This window comes from Nocardia sp. NPDC087230 (assembly GCF_044744725.1).
Classification (GTDB): Bacteria; Actinomycetota; Actinomycetes; order Mycobacteriales; family Mycobacteriaceae; genus Nocardia; species Nocardia canadensis.
In genome coordinates this window covers 540,044-556,914 of the sequence record NZ_JBIUYV010000003.1, presented here as the reverse complement: position 1 = coordinate 556,914, position 16,871 = coordinate 540,044, and the positions used below count along the sequence as shown (strand labels likewise).

Sequence of the window (16,871 nt, the reverse complement as noted above, 5' to 3'; positions counted from 1 at the left end):
GAGCTGTCGTGGACACCAGTAGAGAAGCCATCGTCACGTGGTGCCAGGAGTATCTCGGGCAGCTGCTCGAGGTCCCGGCGAGCACCATCGACCCGCTCGCCGACTTCGACCGTCTCGGTGTCGATTCCGCGCTGGCGGTCGCCCTGCTCATCGAGGTGGAGGAGCAGTTCGGCGTCGACCTGTCGCCCGAGGACCTCTACGAGAACCCGACGCTGGACGCGGTCGCCGGGCATCTGCACGAGCGGCTGACCGCGAACGCGGGCCGCCGGTGACCGAGCCGGCCGATGCCCGCGCCGACGCCGCGGCCGCGGCGATCCGGCACCACTACGACATCGGCAACGCCTTCTACCGCCTGTGGCTGGACACATCGCTGAGCTACTCGTGCGCCATGCCCGCCACTCCCGCCGACACCCTCGAGTCCGCGCAGGACCGCAAGCTCCGCCACCACCTGAGCGCGATCGGCGCCGACCGGGCGGAGTCGGTGCTCGACATCGGCTGCGGCTGGGGCGCGGTGCTCGCGCGCGGCAGCCGCGAGCACGGTGTGGCGCGGATGGTCGGGCTGACCCTCAGCGACGAACAGGCCGAGCATGTCCGGGCGCTGGCGCTGCCGGGCGTCGAGGTGCGGACCGAGAGCTGGGTGCACTACGCGCCGGAGGCTCGCTTCGACGGGATCATCTCGATCGGCGCGTTCGAGCACTTCGCGCGGCCCGACGACACCCCGGCCGCCAAGATCGCGGTGTACCGGGAGTTCTTCACCCGCTGCCGGGACTGGCTCACCGCCGACGGCACGCTGTCGCTGCAGACGATCGCCTACGGCAACATGCGCCGCGAGCAGGCCAGCGCCTTCATGCAGCAGGAGATCTTCCCCGATGCCGACCTGCCGACCCTCGCCGAGATCACCGCGGCCGCCGACGGGCTCTTCGAGATCGTCGGGCTCACCGACGACCGGCTCGACTACGCCTGGACCTGCGCGCAGTGGGCGCGCCGGCTGCGCGAACACCGGGCCGAGGCCGTCGCGCTGGTCGGCGCGGAGACCGTCGCCCGGTACGAGCGCTATCTGAAGCTGTCGGCGCTGGGCTTCCGGATGGGCAAACTCGGCCTGTTGCGCATCGTCGCCCGTCCCTATCCGGAGACCTTCTTCTCGCGCCGGGGGCGAGGATGACGCTGTCCGCGCCGCGCCCGTCGATCCGGTTCAACCCGTTCAGCGCCGAGTTCCGGCGTGATCCCTACCCGGCGTACCGAGCGCTGCGGGAGTCGCGGCCGGTGCACAAGACGCTCGGCATGTGGGTGCTGACCCGGCACGCCGACGCGCGAACCGTGCTGCACGACAAATCCTTCAGCGCGGGGCTGATCCCACGGCTGGTGACCGAGCAGGCCCGCAGGCTCGGTCAGCCCGAGGTCGCGCGGATCGAACGCCTCGGGCGCACCTCGCTGGTGTTCACCGACAACCCCGAGCACGCCCGCCTGCGCGGCCTGGTGAACAAGGTGTTCACGGCGCGCACGATCGCGACCCTGGAACCCCTGGTGGCCTCCATCGCCGACCGGCTGCTGCGGCCCGCGATCGCCGCGGGCCGGGCCGAGGTGATCACCGACCTGGCCGGACCGCTCCCGGTCGCGGTGCTGTGCGAGTGGATGGCGCTGCCGCCCGCCCTGCACGCCTGGGTCGGTGGCTGGACGCACGACATCCGCTTCCTGCTCGAGCCCGGCCTGATGAAGGCCGAGGACCTGACCCGCGTGCGCACCGTCGTGGAGTTGTTCGCCGACGCACTGGCCGAGGTGCTCGCCGAACGCCGCGCCGCCCCCGGTGACGACTTGATCAGCCGCCTGCTCGCCGCGCGCACCGCGGGCGGGGACCGCCTGACCGACGAGGAGCTGATCTTCGTCTGCATCATGTGTTTCGTCGCGGGCACCGAGACCACAAAGTCGCTCATCGGCACCGCCACCCTGGCCCTGCTGCGGCACCCGGATCAGGCCGCCATGGTGCGGCGGTCCCCCGACTCGCTGCGCGCCGCGGTCGCGGAAGCCCTGCGCTACGACGCGCCGCTCCAGCTGACCAAGCGGCTGGCCACCCGGGACGTGACGATCGGCGGGGAGACGATCCGCGCGGGCGAGCATGTCCTGGTGTGTCTGGGCGCGGCGAACCGCGATCCCGAGATCTTCGCTCGCCCCGACGAATTCGACATCACCCGGACGCCGGGGAATCACCTGGCGTTCGGGCACGGCATGCACGGCTGCCTCGGGGGCGCCCTCGCCGAGCTGCAGACCCGGATCGCCCTGGACGCCCTCCTGCGCAGGCATCCGCGCCTGGCCACACCGGCGGGCGACTTCGCCTGGCAGGAGCACAGTTTCCTGCTGCGCGGCCTCGACAGCCTGCCCGTGTCGTTCGGAGCGAGCCGATGAGCACTCTTCTGCTGCCCGAGGTCCTGCGCGAGCGTGCGCACGCCACCCCCGACCGCGTCGCCTACCGCTTCCTCGACGACACCGGCGCCGAGGCCGACCACCTCACCTACGCCGAGCTACACGCCAGGGCCATGGCGGTGGCGGCGCAGGTGCGCGCGGTCTGCGCGCCGGGCGAACGAGCGCTACTGGTCTTCCCGCCCGGACTCGACTTCCTCGCCGCCTATTTCGGCTGCCTGTTCGCGCGGGTGATCGCGGTCCCGGTCAATCCGCCGCGCCGCACGCACGTCCAGCACGCGACGCGCTCGATCGTGCGGGATTGCGCGCCCGCCGTGGTTCTCACCGTCACCGGGGCGCTCGAGCCGCTGCGCACCGCGCTGCAACCACTACTGCCACAGGCCTCCTGGCTGACCGTCGACACCCTGACGCGCACCGAGTTCCCCGCCGAGCCGATCGACCCCGGCGCGGTGGCGTTCCTGCAATACACCTCCGGGTCCACCTCGGCGCCCAAGGGCGTCATGGTCTCGCACCGCAATCTGGCCGCCAACCAGGAGATGATCCGGCACGCCTTCGGTCACGACAGCGGGTCGACGGTGGTCGGCTGGGCGCCGCTGTTCCACGATCAGGGCCTGATCGGCAATGTGCTGCAACCACTCTGGGTGGGCGCGACCAGCGTGCTGCTGTCACCGGCCACCTTCGTGCGCAGGCCGCTGCTGTGGCTGACGGCGATCAGCGAGTACCGCGCGCACTCCAGCGGCGGTCCGAACTTCGCCTTCGACGCGTGCGTCGCCAGGGCCGCCGCCGAGCCCGTGCCCGACCTGGATCTCACCAGCTGGCAGGTCGCGTTCAACGGCGCCGAGCCGATCCGCCCGGCCACGCTCGCGCGGTTCGCCGAAACCTTCGCCCCGCACGGCTTCCGGGCCACTTCGCTCTACCCCTGCTACGGGCTGGCCGAAGCGACCCTGCTGGTCACCGGCAGCGACAAGGGCCGCGGCCCGCGCACACTGACCGTCGACACCGCCGCGCTCGGTGCCGGGCACTATCGACCCGCCCGACCGGGCACGGCGCGCACGCTGGTCAGTTCCGGGCGGGTCCTGCCCGGTGAACGCGTCCGCATCGTCGACACCGCCACGCTGCGGTCGTGCCCGGCGGGCCGGACCGGTGAGATCTGGGTGACCGGCGACCATGTGGCACAGGGCTATTGGCGGCGCCCCGAGGCGACCGAGGAACTGCTGCGGGCCCGCGCCGCCGACGATCCGCGCACCGCCTGGCTGCGCACCGGCGATGTCGGGATGCTGGTGGACGGCGACCTGTATGTCGTCGGCCGGATCAAGGACATGGTGATCATCCGCGGCCGCAATCACTATCCGCACGACATCGAGGACACCGTGCAGTCCGCGCATCCCGCGCTGCGCCACGGCGGCTCGGCGGCCTTCGCCTACCCCGGTGACGCGGGTGAGCGGCTGGTGGTCGTGCAGGAGCTGCGCCGTGACCGGCTCGACGCCGATCCCGCCGAGGTGATCGGAGCGATCCGGGCGGCGGTGATCCGGGAACACGAACTCGCCGTCGGCGACCTGGTGCTGACGCCGCCGGACCAGCTGGCCAAGACGAGCAGTGGCAAGATCATGCGATCGGCCGCCCGCGCGCGGTACGCGGCAGCGGGTTTCGAGGCATGGCCATCCACCCCCGACCAGAGGAGCCCGACCCGATGACGACGCAGGCCCCCAACCCCGATTTCGCCCAGGTCGTTCCCGCCGCGGTGCTGTCCATGCCCGCTGCCGCCCATCTGGGTTTCCATTTCGGACGGATCGCGCCCGGCGAGGTCGAGATCGTGCAGCCGCACCGCCGCGAACTCACCCAGCACGACGGCTATTTCCAGGGTGGTGTGCTCGGCTCGCTCGCCGACTTCGCGGCGGGATCGGCGGCGGGCACCCTGCTGCCGATCGGCTGGATCAATATGACCGTCGACTACACGGTGAAGATCCTCGCTCCCGCCAAGGGCGCGACGGTGATCGCGCGCGGCCGGGTGATCAAGCCCGGTGCGCTGCTCACCATCGCCGCCGCCGAGGTCTTCTCCGTCGAGGACGACGGTGAAACCCTGTGCGCGACAGCGCTGGTCACGATGCGCAATGTGCGCATCGCGAGACCGTGACCCGAGAGGCCGTGATCCCATGCCCTTCGTCGTCGTCGACGGTGTGTCCATCGCCTACACCGACACCGGTACCCCGGCGGGCAAGCCCGACGCGCCCACGGTCGTCTTCGGCCACGGCTTGTTGTTCGGCGGCTGGATGTTCCGCGCCCAGCTGTCATCCCTGCAACTCGACTACCGTTGCGTCACCCTCGACTGGCGCGGCCAGGGCCACACTCCGCGCACGCCCGGCGGCTACGACATGGACACCCTCACCGCCGACGCCGTCGGCGTCCTCGCGGCCCTGCGCACCGGCCCGGTCCACTGGGTCGGTCTGTCCATGGGCGGCTTCGTCGGCCTCCGCCTCGCCGCCCGGCACCCTCGACTCCTGCGTTCCCTCGCCCTCCTCGATACCAGCGCCGACGCCGAAGACCCCACGAAAGTCGCCGAGTACCAGCGCCTCGCGTGGGCGCTGCGCTGGTTCGGCCACCGCCCCGTCTTCGGCCGCGTCGCTCCCCACCTCTTCGGCCCCACCTTCCGCGCCTCCCCGGCCGCTTCCGCGGTCCTGGGTGACTGGTCCCGCCGTCTGGCCGCCACCGACCGCGTCGCCCTCCGCAAAGCCGTCCACGGTGTCACCGCCCGCCCCGCCATCGCCCCCGAGCTCCCGTCGATCACCGCCCCCACCCTCGTCCTCGTCGGCGCCGACGACACCGCGACCCCGCCCTCCTGCGCGGACCGGATCGCCACCCTGATCCCCCACGCCCGCCGCTACCACCTGCCGAACTGCGGCCACTCCAGCACCCTCGAACAACCGCAGCTGGTCACCGAGCACCTCCGCCGCTTCCTCACCGCAGTGGACACCGAATCCGTGCACTGATGTCGATCACCGGCTGCCACTGCGCCACCGCCGTCGACCCGGCCGAGGCCCGAGCCGCCGGCACCTGCGCGGGCGCGGCGACGCCGGTCAGCGCAGCCCCGATGGCGAAGAGCGCTTCATCTCGTCCGCCGCCCTGCCCCGGCACACACCGGCGCTGAACTATCGTCGGGCACAGGCATTTCGGCGGCTGATACGACTGGCTTGTCGGGCAGCTGACCGGCCACGATGGCGGCCAGCGCGAGACCGAAGCCGACGAGCTGGACCGGGCCGAGCCATTGGCCGAGCAGGACCGCGCCGAGCACGGCCGCGACCAACGGCGACAGCAACAGCAGCACCGCGACCGAGGTGACCGGCAACGTGGCCAGCCCGCGGAACCACACGATGTAGGCGAGCAGTCCGCCGCACAGACCCATCCACAGGTAGCCGAGTGCCGCGGGCCCGTCGATCGGGGGTGGCGCGCCCTCGACCAGGGCGGTTACCGGCAACAGGACCAGCCCGCCGGCCGTCAGCTGCCACCCCGCGAAGGCCACGGGGCCGACCCCGGGCGGGCGTCCCCAGCGTTTGGTGAGAGTCAGCCCCAGCGCCATCGATGCCGCGCTCACCAGTCCGGCCGCGACCCCGGTGACGTCGAGCGCCGCACTCGGCCCGAGCACCACCAGCCCCACCCCGGTGACGCCGATCGTCCCCCAGACCAGCCGCCGCGGGGACGGCCGCTCCCCCAGCACCGGCATCGCCAGCACCGCGACCGCCAATGGTTGCGCCGCCGCGAGGGTCGCCGCGACCCCGCCGGGCAGGTGTTCGGCCGCGAGGAACAGCAGCGGGAACGGCACCCCGATGGTGAGTATCCCCAGCACCGCGATCTTCGCCCACCACAGTCCGCGCGGCAGGATCCGGGTGAGCGCGAGCGCGATCAGCCCGGCGGGCAGGGCGCGCAGCAACCCGGCGAACACCGGGTGATCGGGCGGCAGGAGTTCGGTGGTCACCACGTAGGTCGTGCCCCAGGCGGCGGGCGCGAGCGCGGTGATCGCGGTCCGTGTCACCCGCCCCGCGCCGAGGTCACCGGAAGTCGGCCGAGCCACTGAACCTTTCATGGACCCATCGAACCGCGCGACGATCTATGAATCCAACACATGTTTGTCACTGCAACGATCGTGAATCACGATGGATACATGGAGCTCCAGCAGATGCGCTACGTCCTCGCCGTCGCCGAGACCGACAGCTTCACCCGGGCCGCCGAGCGGTGCCTGGTCGTGCAGTCGGCCCTGAGCCATCAGATCGCCCGGCTGGAGCGTGAACTGGGCGCGAAACTGTTCGAACGGACGAGCCGCCGGGTCCGGCTCACCCAGGCGGGCGCTGCCTTCCTCCCGGCGGCCCGTCAGTGTCTCGACGCCGCCGAGCGGGCGGCGGCCGAGGTGGCCGCGGCGGTCGGCGAGGTGCGAGGCAGGCTCGCCGTCGGCCTGATCCCGACCGTCGCCGCGGTCGATCTGCCCGCCGCGCTGCGCGAATTCCGGACCGCGTACCCGCACGTGCGGATCAGTTTGCGGGTCGGCGCGAGCGAGGAGCTGGCCGAGCAGGTCGAACAGGGCGTCCTCGATGTCGCCTTCCTCGGCTTGCCGACGACCACACGGCCGAGCGGGGTCGCCGCCCACGAACTCGCGCGCGACAAGCTCGTCGCGGTGGTCGCACCGGGCCACCCGCTCGCCGAGGAACCGAGCGTCGACCTGCGCAGGCTCTCGACCGAGGTCTTCGTCGACCTGCCCGCGGGCACGGCGGGCCGGATCCAATCGGATCTGGCGTTCGCGGCGGCGGGCCTGACCCGCGATGTCGCCTTCGAGGTGACGACCGCCGACTACATCGCCCGCCTCGTCAGCCAGGATTTGTGTGTGGCGATGATGCCCGCCGCCCACGCCCCACAGCTCACCGGCGTGCGCATCGTGACGGTCACCGACGCGCCGAGCCGCGTCGAGTACGTCGTGTGGAACCGCGCCGACCGCAGCCCGGCGGCATCGGCCTTCCTCGCGGCACTGGATGTTCCGACGACCCAGCGCTGACAGCTCCCGGCCCCGCCGGCTGCACCGACGGGGCCGGGAACTACGTGTTCAGGCCGGGGTGACCGCGACCGCCAGCGATTCCAGCCCACGGATGACGACATTGGGCTTGAACGGCGGGTTCTCCGAACGCAATTCGACCGTGCGCACCTTGCGCAGCAGCACGTCGAGCAGGATCTCCATCTCCAGCAGCGCCAGCGGGGCGCCGAGGCAGTAGTGGATGCCGAGGCTGAACCCGAGGTGCTTCTTGGCCGGGTTCATCGGATCGGCGTAGCGGGTCAGGTCGACCCGGTCGGGGTCGGGGTAGGCGGCCGGATCGTGATTGGCCGAATTGATCAGCACCACCACACCTTCGCCCTGCTCGAACTCGTGCCCGGCGACGGTGATCGGCCGGGTCGCGGCGCGCGTGGTGATCTGCACCGACGGATCCAGGCGCAGCAGTTCGTCGGGGGCGACGGCCAGCAGTTCGGGACGATCGCGCAGCAGCTGGATCTGGTCGGGGTTGCGCAGCAAGCGCAGCATGCCGGTGCCGATCAGATTGGCGGTGGTCTCGTGACCGGCGACGAAGGTGGTGATGCAGGTCGCGAGGAGCTCCTGCTCGGTGAGCACATCGCCGCGGTCCTCGACCTGCGACAGCACGCTGAGCAGGTCGTCGCGCGGGGTGACGCGCCGCTCGTTGAGCAGCTCACGGAAGTAGCCCATGAACCCGCGCGAGGCGGCGCTGCGGGCGCTCAGGCATTCCTCGGGCAGCGTGTAGTCGTGGTCGAAGCCGCGGGCCAGGTCCTGGGACCACCGGTGGACCTGGTCGTAGGCCTGCTCGGGCACGCCGATCAGCTCGCAGGCGATGATCAGCGGCAGCGGATAGGCGATCTTCTCGACGAGGTCGAATTCGCCCGCGGCCAGGGCGTCGTCGACGAGCTGCTCGCACAGCTGCTCGATCCGGGGGCGCAGCCTGGTCACCATGCGCGGGGTGAAACCCTTGGTGACCAGGTTGCGCAGGCGGGTGTGGTCCGGCGGCTCCATCCACAGGAACGAGGTGGGCAGTTCCTCGGCGGCGTTCTCCGGCGACACCGTGGGGTGCATCATCGCCGCTTCCTCGGCGTGGCTCCACGCGGTGGTGGACAGCACGGCCGCGCAGTCCTCGTAGCGGGTCAGCACATGGTGACCGAGCGGGGTCTGATGGATGGGCCCCGCCTCGCGCAGGACGCGGGCGGGGGCGTACGGATCGGCGCGGCCGTCCGGCCCGAACAGCTGGACCAGTGCGGTCTGGACCGCCTGGGCGTCGATCGGGGAAGTCGTGGAGGTCATGGGTGGGTCTCCTGGTTCTCCGGTGGTGGTCAGGGAAGGAGGATGCGGCGCAGCGTGCCCGGCGCGGTGAGCGCGGCGGGCGGGTCGACCAGGTGGGCGACCCGCAGGAAGGTCCTGGCCACGCGCGGATCATGGTGCGCGACCCGCTGCACCCGGCTGACGAAGACAGTGGTGAGCCGGGTCCGGACCGTGCGCCTGCCCACGACGCCCGGATGCCGCAGATCCGAGCCGGCGGCCAGCTGCCAAGCCACCTCGACCGCGCCGGCGGCGGCCGCGTAATACCGGGCGGGCAGGTCGGTTTCGCCCGTACCGAGGCACTCGCGCAGCGCCGCGGCTTGCAGCGCGGCGACCGTCATGCCCTGGGCGTAGAGGGGATTGAAGGCGCACAGCGCGTCGCCGAGCACGAGCAGCCCGTCCGGCGGGGCGCTCTGGCGGTCGAAGCGGCGGCGCACGGCGGTCCGGAACCGGTAGGGCACCGCGTCGCCGAGCGGCTCGGAGCCGATCACCAGGGTGTGGATGTCGGGGGCCGACAGCGAGGCGGCGTACTCGCGAAATCCCGCGTCGTCGACGGGCGGATGATCGCCGAGCATTCCGGCCAGGGTGACGTGCCACCGATCGCCCTCCACCCGGACCGCGCCGCCGCCGCGCCCGTTCGCACCGGTCGAGACGATGACCGAGGCCTGTCCGCCGAGCTGACCGGGCCGATGCCGGAAGAACCGCGACGCGTAGCCGAGGTCGACGTCGAGCCGCTTCTCCTCGGGTACCTCGGCTCCGATCGCGGTGAGCCACTGCGTGATCCGTGATCCTCGACCGCCCGCGTCGACGACCAGGTCCGCGGACAGGGTCTGCGCGCCCGCCGGACCGATGACAGTCACCGCGCGCACCCGCCGGGCGTCGCCGACCAGGCCCTGCACGGTGGTGCGGGTCAGCAGTTCGATGCCGCGCAGCTGCAAGGTCCGCCTGCGCAGCACCGTCTCGAGCAGCGAGCGGGTGGCGATCACCGAGGTGAGTCCGGTCGAGCCCGCCGCGAGCCGGGAGCCGCCGACATACCACCGGGTGCCGACCAGCACCTCGGCGACGGTCGCGCCGTCCGAGACCGCCTGCTCGGTGAAGCCCGGGTAGAGCTCCTCCATGACGCGGCGGCCCCGGTCGAGCAGACCGTGCAGGTGCCAGGCCTGCGGAACACCCCGGCGCACAGTCTCTTTCGCGTCGAGCTCGTCGCGTTCGACCAGGGTGACCCGCTCGTAGGTATCGGCGAGCACGCGCGCGGCCAGCAGCCCGGCGACCCCGGCGCCGATGACGATCGCCTGCCCGCGGCGCGCGGTCACAGCGTCACCGGCAGGTGCAGGATGCCCCGGTGGATCAGGCTGGGACGGTAGACGATCGGCGCGTCGGCCAGGGCCAGCTCGGGTGCTCGCGCCAGCAGCGCGAGGATCGCGGCCTCGGCCTCGATCCGGGCCAGCGGCGCGCCCACGCAGTAGTGGATGCCCAGGCTGAACCCGAGATGCTTGCGCGGCGGCCGGTGTCCGGTGAACCGGGTGATGTCGAAGGTGTCGGCGTCGCGGTAGACCCGCTCGTCGCGGTTGGCCGAGCCGGTCAGCACCACGACACCGTCACCGCGCCGGAAGGTGTGCCCGCCCACGTCGGTGTCGTCGAGGGCGACCCGGATCGTGAACTGGGTCGGCGCGTCGTAGCGCAGCATCTCGTCGATCGCGGGCCCGATCAGCTCGGGATGCGCGCGCAGCAGCGCCAGCTGGTCGGGGTGGCGCAGCAGCGCGAGCAGGCCGTTGCCGATCAGGTTGATCGAGGTCTCCATGCCGGCCACGAGCAGCAGCAGCGACATCCCGATCACCTCGGGTTCGGTGGGAAGCTCACCCGAGCCGCTCGCCGCGACCAGGTCGCTGAGCAGGTCGGGGCCCGGCTGCCGCTTCTTCTCGGCGATCAACCGCGCGAAGTACCCCATGCAGGCGATCGCGGCGTCGGTGCGGGCGCTGATGTCGCCGGGACCGAGCAGCGAGTCGGGGTCGCTGCCCCGCGCGATCGCCAACTGCCAGGCGCGGAAGTCGGCTCCGTCGGCGGCGTCCGCGCCGAGCAGGCGCACCGCGACCATGGCGACGGCCAGCGGCACCGCCAGATCGTCGAGCACGTCGAACTCACCGCGATCGAGCGCGGCGTCGATCAGTCCGTCGACCACGGTGCCCGCCAGCGGCGCCAGTTCGCCGATCGTGGCGGGGGTGAACGCTTTCGCCACCAGCTTGCGGTAGCGGCCGTGCTCGGGCGGATCCATCCGGACGAAGGACCCCGGGATGGCGGCGGTGGTGTCGCGGAACGGGCTGATCCCCGCCGAGTAGCCGTGCCCCCAGTCGGTGCCGGTGAGGACCGCGGCGCATTCCTCGTAGCGGGTCACCAGCGTCACCGGGACCTCGCCGAGGGCGAACGGGAACAGCGGCGTCGCCTCGCGCACCCGGTGGTAGGCGGCGTACGGGTCGGCACGGTGCTCGGGCGCGAACGCGTCGAAGGTGAGGTCGGCGGGGACAGCGGTACTCATCGGCCCTCCAGGCTGATTCGCAGTTCGGACATGCCGCGCACGACCACGTTCGGGCGGTACGGCGGTTCGGCGAGCAGTGACATCCGCTCGACCCGGGTGGCCACGGCCCGCAGCACCGCCTGCATCTCCAGGCGGGCCAGCGGTGCGCCGAGGCAGTAGTGCAGGCCGAGACCGAACGACAGATGCCGCTCGGGTCGCCGGCCGGGCCCGTAGCGGCCGATGTCGAACCGGTCGGCGTCCGGGAAGGCCCTGGGATCCCGGGCCGCCGAACCGATCAGCACGATCACCGCGTCACCGGGCACGAAGGTCCGGCCGGCGAGCTCGATCTCGTGCCGCGCGGTCCGGGTGGTCAGGTGCACGGGCGGGTCGTAGCGCAGGACCTCGTCGACCGCGGGAACGCACAGCGCCGGATCCTCGCGCAACCGCTGGAACTGATCGGGGTGGCGGATCAGCGCCAGCAGCCCGTTGCCGATCAGGTTGACAGTGGTCTCGTGGCCCGCCACCACCAGGATCAGCAGGGTCCCGATCAGTTCGGTGCGGGTCAGCTGCACCCCGGCGTCCTCGGCCTGCACGAGCGCGGTGATCAGGTCGTCGCGGGGGTCGCGGCGGCGCCGGGCGATCAGGTCGCCGAAGAAGTCGGTGAACGCGTGCACGGCGGTGGTGCGCGCGGCCAGCTCGACCGGGCTGAGCAGGGTGTCGGGGTCGAGGCCACGGGCGATGTGCGCGGAGATCTCGCGGACGTGGGCATGGGCTTCGGCGGGGACACCGAGCAGTTCGCAGATCAGCGTCAGCGGCACCGGGTAGGCCAGCGCCTCGAGCGCGTCGGTCTCGCCTTCGGCCAGCATCGCCGTCAGCAGGCCGTCGACCAGGCGCTCGGCCCGTTCGTGCAGTCCCGCCACGGTGCGCGCGGTGAACGCCTTGCCGACCAGGCCGCGCAGCCGGGTGTGGTCCGGCGGTTCCATCCACAGGAAGGAACCGGGCAGTTCCACCTCGCTGTCGCCGTGCAGCAGCTGCGGCTCCTCGGCATGACTCCAGCGCGGGTCGCTCAGGATGGTCTGAGCCTCGGCGTGCCGGGGCACGAAGTGGATCCCGTGCGGGCCGGGGACGAACGGGCCCGCCTCCCGCAGCGTCGTGTAACTGCGGTACGGGTCGTGGCGGCAGTGCGGTGCGACGCTCTCCAGCACCGCGATCTGCACCGGGGTCGGGTCGTCGACCGCGACATGATCGGAAGTCACCGGCAGCTCCTACGGCGATAACGGTGCGGGGATTTCGCCGCCCATCGTCGCCGCCGGGCCACCGCGAATTCGTGCAGTATTGTCTGCTCCGATCGGGCGATAGCCGAATATCTTTATCGGGCAGTGCAATTGAACGATCGGCGGTCATTATCGGCGCGCGTATTTCGGAATTCGTTCAGCGCGATTTCATATGGCACTGTTGTCGTTTCCGGCATGAATTCCTCGCGTTCGGGTGAAACGCTCACCACGCTGCTGGCCGGCGTCGCCGCCGCGCATCCGCAGGTGCCCGCGACGTTCTGGTCGGTGTCGGAGCGGGTCGGCTACGCCGAGCTGCGACTGCGCGCGCAGACCACGGCCACGGCGCTGGTCCGGCGCGGGATCGGGCGCGGCGAGCCGGTCGGCGTGCTCAGTCCCAACGCCCCCGAGTTCCTGGTCTCGCTGTTCGGCATCGCCGCGGCGGGCGGGGCGGCCACGCCGCTGCCACTGCCCGCGGGTGCCCGCGCCACGGCCGCCTACCCGGCCAAGCTGGCCGCGATCACCGCCGCCGCCGGCATGCGCACCGTGCTGGTCTCACCGCGCTTCGCCTCGATGATCCCGCTGATCGGCGACATCGGCGTCGAGTTCGTCGACACCACCGACCTGGTCACCGATGTCGTCGCCGACCCGGACACGCTGCCCGAGCACGGACCCGACGACCTGGCGATCGTGCAGTTCACCTCCGGCAGCACCGCGCTGCCCAAGGGCGTGCGGCTCACCCACGCCAATGTGGTGGGCGGGCTGGCCGCGATCCGCACCGGCATCGACCTGAGCCTCGACGACCAGGGTGGCTTCTGGCTGCCGCTGTTCCACGACATGGGCCTGTTCGGCACCTTGTCGGCGGTGCTGCGCGGGATCCCCGCCCACGTCTGGTCCCCGCTGGCCTTCGTCAAGGACCCGGCGCGCTGGCTGAGCGAGTTCGCCTCGACCGCGACCACGATCACCGCCATGCCCAACTTCGGCTACGAGGCACTGCTCGGCGCGATCGGTCCCGAGCAGGTCACCGACTACGACCTGAGCCACTGGCGCATCGCGTTCAACGGCGCCGAGCCGATCTCGGAATCGGTGGTCACCGCGTTCTGCGAACGGTTCGCGCCCGCCGGCTTCGCGCCGTCGACGATGTTCGGCGTGTACGGCATGGCCGAGGCCACCCTGGCCGTCGCCTTCCCGCCGCTGCTGCGCGAGCCGCGCTTCGAGTGGGTCGACCGCGCCCGGCTCTCGGATGCCGCTGTCGCCGAGCCGGTCTCGCGCGGCGAGGACGGCGCGCGGGCGGTCGCCTCCGTCGGTTCGGCGGTCGAGGGGATCGCGCTCCGGATCGTCGACCTCGACACCGGCGCCGACCTGCCCGACGGCCGGGTCGGCGAGATCCTGATCGAGGGCGCGCCCGTCACCGGTGGCTATCTCGCCGTCGATCCCGACGCGGTCGCCGATCGTTTCGTCGACGGCTGGTTGCGCACCGGCGATCTCGGCTACCGCCGCGACGGCGAACTGTTCGTCACCGGACGCTGCAAGGACATGATCACCGTGCGCGGGGTGAACTACTACGCCCAGGACGTCGAGGCCGCGGTCCGCGATCTCGACGGCATCCATCAGGGCCGCTGCACCGCGGCCGTCGAGCCCGACGGCGACGACGTGATCGCGCTGATCGCCGAGACCGAACGCACCGGCGCCGAGGCCGAGGCGCTGGCCGCGGCCATCGTCGCCGCCGTCGCCGCCGAGCTCGGACTCTCCGCCGTGCGGGTGCATCTCGTCGCGCCGCGCAGCATCCCCCGCACCAGTAGCGGCAAGCTCCAGCGGCTGGCCGCCCGCGACCTGATCGGCCGGCGATGACGCCGCGCCGCTCGCCCCTGCGATCGAATGGGAGTGCCTAGTGCACAGCTTCGACATCTTCCGCCACTACGAACGCCTGCACTGGAAACTGAGCGACCTCGACCTGGCCGCCGTCGACCCGACGCTGGTCCGCCCGGAGTACATCACCCTCGCCAAGAGCGCGGCGATGGGCGAGTCCAATGTCATCGCGGCCGTGCACGGTTTCCTCGACGAGTTCGTCGACGACTACGACTTCTCCACCTTCGCGGTGGTGTGGGGCTACCAGGAGGTGCAGCACCACTACGCCTTCCGCTCCTGGCTGGGCGCCATCGGCGAGGACGTCGACGACCGCGCGGTGGACGCGATGCGCGAGCCGTACGCGCCGGGCAGCACGCCCTCGGCGACGCTGGCCACCAACATCATCTCCGAGCTCACCGTCAACCACGTGTACCGCGCGGTGTCGAGCTGGGTGGCCGAGCCGGTGCTGAAGACGTTGCTGCTCAACGCCAGTCGCGACGAAGCCGGGCACGCCCGGGAGTTCATCCACTACACCACCGAACGGCTGAAGCGGCGGCCCGACGAGCTGCCGTCGGTGCTCGAGACGCTCTACGTCTACAGCTCCGAGGCCAAGATCAAGCACCCGGTGAGCACCTTCAAGGCCGGCATCGCCGAGCTCGGCGACCACGAGACCATCGACACCGGTTTCGAGCTGTTCCTCGAGCAGGTCGCCGCCGAGGGCGAGCTGGAGGTCCTGCACGACAAGGTGCGCCGCACCTTCGCCGGCATCACCGGCCTCGACCTGTCCAGCAACGCGAAGGTGCGCCGCGCCCTCGCCGACGCCATCGCGTGATGACCGCAGGCGAACGGCCCGACGCCGTCGAGGTGCCGTGGTCGGTGATCCCCGACTATCACTGCTTCGGCTGTTCCCCGCACAACGCCACCGGGCTGCGTCTGAGCTTCACCCCGCGCGCCGACGGCGCGCTGGAAGCCGCCTTCCGGCTCGGGCGCGCGTTCGAGTCCTATCCCGGCGTGGTGCACGGCGGCCTGATCGGCGTCGTGTGCGACGAGGTGATGGGCAACCTGATCGTGCTGGCCCGCCGGGTTCCCGCCTTCACCGTCTCCCAACGCACCCGCTTCCTCACTCCCCTGCTGATCGACCGCGAATACCGCTGTGTGGCAACGCTGCCGCCCGCGCGGGCCGACGGCCCGATCCCCGCGCACGCCGAGATCCTCGACGCGAACGGCGCGGTGTGCGCGACCTCGACGGCCAGCTATCAGCCGTTCGATCTGCATGCCGTCCGCGACCAGCTCACCCTCGACGACGACGAAGTCGCCCTGCTCGACCACGCCCTGTCCACGGCGAAAACCCTCTCCCCGAACGGAGCCCGGCCATGACCACCACCTCTGCCGACACCATCCTGCGCACGGTCACCGAGATCGCGATCACCGAGACCGGCCTGACCGCCGCCGAGCTGACCCCCGACGCCGACCTGCGCGCCATGGCGGGCGTGGACTCGGTGCGGGTGCTGCGGATGATCGCCCGCATCGAGCGCACCTTCGACATCGAACTCGACGACGCCGACGTCTTCGGGATGTCCACCCTGGCCGAGGTGACCGCGGTGGTCGAACGGTCCGTGGCCGAGGCGGCCGCATGACCGTCGTCGCCGATACCAATCAGCACTACGATCTCGACCCGGACATCTTCGGGCAGTTCCTCGACCCGCTGCGCAAATACAGCTCCGCGCTCTACACATCCGACAGCGACACCCTGGAGCTGGCGCAGCGCAACAAGCTGCGCTTCGTCGCCGAGCGGCTCGGTCTGCGCGGCGGCGAGCAGCTGCTCGATGTGGGATGCGGCTGGGGTTCGCTGATCCTGTACATGGCGAGCGAGCTGGGCTGCCGCACGCTCGGGGTCAGCCCCGCCCCGCGTCAGCACGACTACATCGCCGAGCAGGCGGCCGCGCGCGGCGTGGCCGATCTGGTGCGCACCCGGGTCGGGCACTTCGAGCAGCTCGACCTGCCCACCCGCTCCTTCGACGCCGTCACACTGCTGGGGTCGATCGTGCACATGCCCGACCCCGACGAGGTGTTCCGCCGCGCGCGGGGCGTGCTGCGCCGCGGCGGCACGCTCTACGTCTCGGAGAGCTGCTTCCGTAATGCGGCCACCCGCAGCGCGTTCGACGATCGCGACGGCACCGGCTTCGTCCGCGAGGACATCTTCGGCTTCGGTGAACTGCGGCCGCTGTCGGAGCTGATCGCCGCCGCCGAGAACGCCGGCTTCTCGGTGATCTCGGTCGATGACCTGACCGAGCACTACCGGCGCACCATCGAGGATTGGATCGGCAATGTCGACGCCGCCGCCGAGCGCATCGACGCGCACGGCCCCGGTCTGGCCGCCAAGCTGCGCCACTATCTCGAGATCGCCAACGCGGGCTGGGGTTACACCACCAAGCACTACGCGCTGGTCTGCCGGAATGCCAGGTAG

Annotated in this window: 17 protein-coding genes; 12 read left to right on the top strand and 5 right to left on the bottom strand. The window is 71.5% G+C overall.

Features of this window, described 5'->3' with window-relative positions; all coding sequences use genetic code 11:
* Positions 1–8: 8 nt before the first annotated feature.
* From ACIO52_RS14690 to ACIO52_RS14665, 6 genes are read left to right on the top strand one after another with little or no spacing between them, the layout of a single operon-like run.
* Complete coding sequence (locus ACIO52_RS14690) at positions 9–272, top strand: acyl carrier protein (RefSeq protein WP_316575232.1); 264 nt, start codon at positions 9–11, stop codon at positions 270–272.
* Positions 269–1,162 carry a class I SAM-dependent methyltransferase gene (locus tag ACIO52_RS14685; protein WP_402644212.1) on the top strand — a complete coding sequence of 298 codons (894 nt, stop codon included), beginning with the start codon at positions 269–271 and terminating at the stop codon, positions 1,160–1,162. Before ACIO52_RS14690 ends, ACIO52_RS14685 begins: the two co-directional genes overlap by 4 nt.
* Positions 1,159–2,400 carry a cytochrome P450 gene (locus ACIO52_RS14680; RefSeq protein ID WP_402644209.1) on the top strand — a complete coding sequence of 414 codons (1,242 nt, stop codon included), beginning with the start codon at positions 1,159–1,161 and terminating at the stop codon, positions 2,398–2,400. Before ACIO52_RS14685 ends, ACIO52_RS14680 begins: the two co-directional genes overlap by 4 nt.
* Positions 2,397–4,109 (top strand): fatty acyl-AMP ligase, encoded by a 1,713-nt coding sequence (locus ACIO52_RS14675; RefSeq protein WP_402644207.1) that lies wholly within the window; start codon positions 2,397–2,399, stop codon positions 4,107–4,109. The genes ACIO52_RS14680 and ACIO52_RS14675 overlap by 4 nt, the downstream gene beginning before the upstream one ends.
* Complete coding sequence (locus ACIO52_RS14670; RefSeq protein WP_402644204.1) at positions 4,106–4,549, top strand: PaaI family thioesterase; 444 nt, start codon at positions 4,106–4,108, stop codon at positions 4,547–4,549. The genes ACIO52_RS14675 and ACIO52_RS14670 overlap by 4 nt, the downstream gene beginning before the upstream one ends.
* Positions 4,550–4,568: 19 nt before the next feature.
* Complete coding sequence (locus tag ACIO52_RS14665; protein WP_402644201.1) at positions 4,569–5,402, top strand: alpha/beta fold hydrolase; 834 nt, start codon at positions 4,569–4,571, stop codon at positions 5,400–5,402.
* A gap of 116 nt (positions 5,403–5,518) precedes the next feature.
* Here the strand turns inward: ACIO52_RS14665 and ACIO52_RS14660 are convergent, their stop codons facing one another.
* Complete coding sequence (locus ACIO52_RS14660) at positions 5,519–6,493, bottom strand: EamA family transporter (protein WP_402644198.1); 975 nt, start codon at positions 6,491–6,493, stop codon at positions 5,519–5,521.
* A 78-nt stretch (positions 6,494–6,571) separates the two neighbouring features.
* Here ACIO52_RS14660 and ACIO52_RS14655 point away from each other — a divergent pair, with 78 nt between their 5' ends.
* Positions 6,572–7,453: a LysR family transcriptional regulator gene (locus tag ACIO52_RS14655; RefSeq protein ID WP_316575237.1), complete on the top strand. Its 882-nt coding sequence runs from the start codon at positions 6,572–6,574 to the stop codon at positions 7,451–7,453.
* 48 nt (positions 7,454–7,501) lie between these two features.
* Here ACIO52_RS14655 and ACIO52_RS14650 read toward each other — a convergent pair whose 3' ends face one another.
* The 4 genes from ACIO52_RS14650 to ACIO52_RS14635 are packed head-to-tail and all read right to left on the bottom strand — an operon-like array spanning position 7,502 to position 12,541.
* On the bottom strand, positions 7,502–8,758 hold the full coding sequence (locus ACIO52_RS14650) for a cytochrome P450 (RefSeq protein WP_316575238.1): 1,257 nt from the start codon (positions 8,756–8,758) through the stop codon (positions 7,502–7,504).
* Between the two features lie 29 nt (positions 8,759–8,787).
* Positions 8,788–10,086 (bottom strand): NAD(P)/FAD-dependent oxidoreductase, encoded by a 1,299-nt coding sequence (locus ACIO52_RS14645; RefSeq protein ID WP_402644194.1) that lies wholly within the window; start codon positions 10,084–10,086, stop codon positions 8,788–8,790.
* Complete coding sequence (locus ACIO52_RS14640) at positions 10,083–11,306, bottom strand: cytochrome P450 (RefSeq protein WP_218719788.1); 1,224 nt, start codon at positions 11,304–11,306, stop codon at positions 10,083–10,085. Before ACIO52_RS14640 ends, ACIO52_RS14645 begins: the two co-directional genes overlap by 4 nt.
* Positions 11,303–12,541 carry a cytochrome P450 gene (locus tag ACIO52_RS14635; protein ID WP_316575240.1) on the bottom strand — a complete coding sequence of 413 codons (1,239 nt, stop codon included), beginning with the start codon at positions 12,539–12,541 and terminating at the stop codon, positions 11,303–11,305. Before ACIO52_RS14635 ends, ACIO52_RS14640 begins: the two co-directional genes overlap by 4 nt.
* A gap of 213 nt (positions 12,542–12,754) precedes the next feature.
* Here ACIO52_RS14635 and ACIO52_RS14630 point away from each other — a divergent pair, with 213 nt between their 5' ends.
* From ACIO52_RS14630 to ACIO52_RS14610, 5 genes are read left to right on the top strand one after another with little or no spacing between them, the layout of a single operon-like run.
* Positions 12,755–14,407, top strand: a complete 1,653-nt coding sequence (locus ACIO52_RS14630; RefSeq protein WP_402644190.1) for an AMP-binding protein — start codon at positions 12,755–12,757, stop codon at positions 14,405–14,407.
* A gap of 40 nt (positions 14,408–14,447) precedes the next feature.
* On the top strand, positions 14,448–15,236 hold the full coding sequence (locus ACIO52_RS14625) for a ferritin-like domain-containing protein (protein WP_218719791.1): 789 nt from the start codon (positions 14,448–14,450) through the stop codon (positions 15,234–15,236).
* Positions 15,236–15,781, top strand: a complete 546-nt coding sequence (locus ACIO52_RS14620; protein WP_402644187.1) for a PaaI family thioesterase — start codon at positions 15,236–15,238, stop codon at positions 15,779–15,781. Before ACIO52_RS14625 ends, ACIO52_RS14620 begins: the two co-directional genes overlap by 1 nt.
* On the top strand, positions 15,778–16,041 hold the full coding sequence (locus tag ACIO52_RS14615) for an acyl carrier protein (RefSeq protein WP_218719793.1): 264 nt from the start codon (positions 15,778–15,780) through the stop codon (positions 16,039–16,041). Before ACIO52_RS14620 ends, ACIO52_RS14615 begins: the two co-directional genes overlap by 4 nt.
* A complete protein-coding gene (locus ACIO52_RS14610; RefSeq protein WP_402644183.1) occupies positions 16,038–16,871 on the top strand; it encodes an SAM-dependent methyltransferase in 834 nt (277 codons plus the stop codon). The genes ACIO52_RS14615 and ACIO52_RS14610 overlap by 4 nt, the downstream gene beginning before the upstream one ends.

Coding starts and splice junctions, on each gene's coding strand:
- ACIO52_RS14680 (WP_402644209.1), top strand. CDS start 1,159: ATGACGCTGTCCGCGCCGCGCCCGTCGATCCGGTTCAACCCGTTCAGC.
- ACIO52_RS14675 (WP_402644207.1), top strand. CDS start 2,397: ATGAGCACTCTTCTGCTGCCCGAGGTCCTGCGCGAGCGTGCGCACGCC.
- ACIO52_RS14670 (WP_402644204.1), top strand. CDS start 4,106: ATGACGACGCAGGCCCCCAACCCCGATTTCGCCCAGGTCGTTCCCGCC.
- ACIO52_RS14665 (WP_402644201.1), top strand. CDS start 4,569: ATGCCCTTCGTCGTCGTCGACGGTGTGTCCATCGCCTACACCGACACC.
- ACIO52_RS14660 (WP_402644198.1), bottom strand. CDS start 6,493: ATGAAAGGTTCAGTGGCTCGGCCGACTTCCGGTGACCTCGGCGCGGGG.
- ACIO52_RS14655 (WP_316575237.1), top strand. CDS start 6,572: ATGGAGCTCCAGCAGATGCGCTACGTCCTCGCCGTCGCCGAGACCGAC.
- ACIO52_RS14650 (WP_316575238.1), bottom strand. CDS start 8,758: ATGACCTCCACGACTTCCCCGATCGACGCCCAGGCGGTCCAGACCGCA.
- ACIO52_RS14640 (WP_218719788.1), bottom strand. CDS start 11,306: ATGAGTACCGCTGTCCCCGCCGACCTCACCTTCGACGCGTTCGCGCCC.
- ACIO52_RS14630 (WP_402644190.1), top strand. CDS start 12,755: ATGAATTCCTCGCGTTCGGGTGAAACGCTCACCACGCTGCTGGCCGGC.
- ACIO52_RS14620 (WP_402644187.1), top strand. CDS start 15,236: ATGACCGCAGGCGAACGGCCCGACGCCGTCGAGGTGCCGTGGTCGGTG.
- ACIO52_RS14615 (WP_218719793.1), top strand. CDS start 15,778: ATGACCACCACCTCTGCCGACACCATCCTGCGCACGGTCACCGAGATC.
- ACIO52_RS14610 (WP_402644183.1), top strand. CDS start 16,038: ATGACCGTCGTCGCCGATACCAATCAGCACTACGATCTCGACCCGGAC.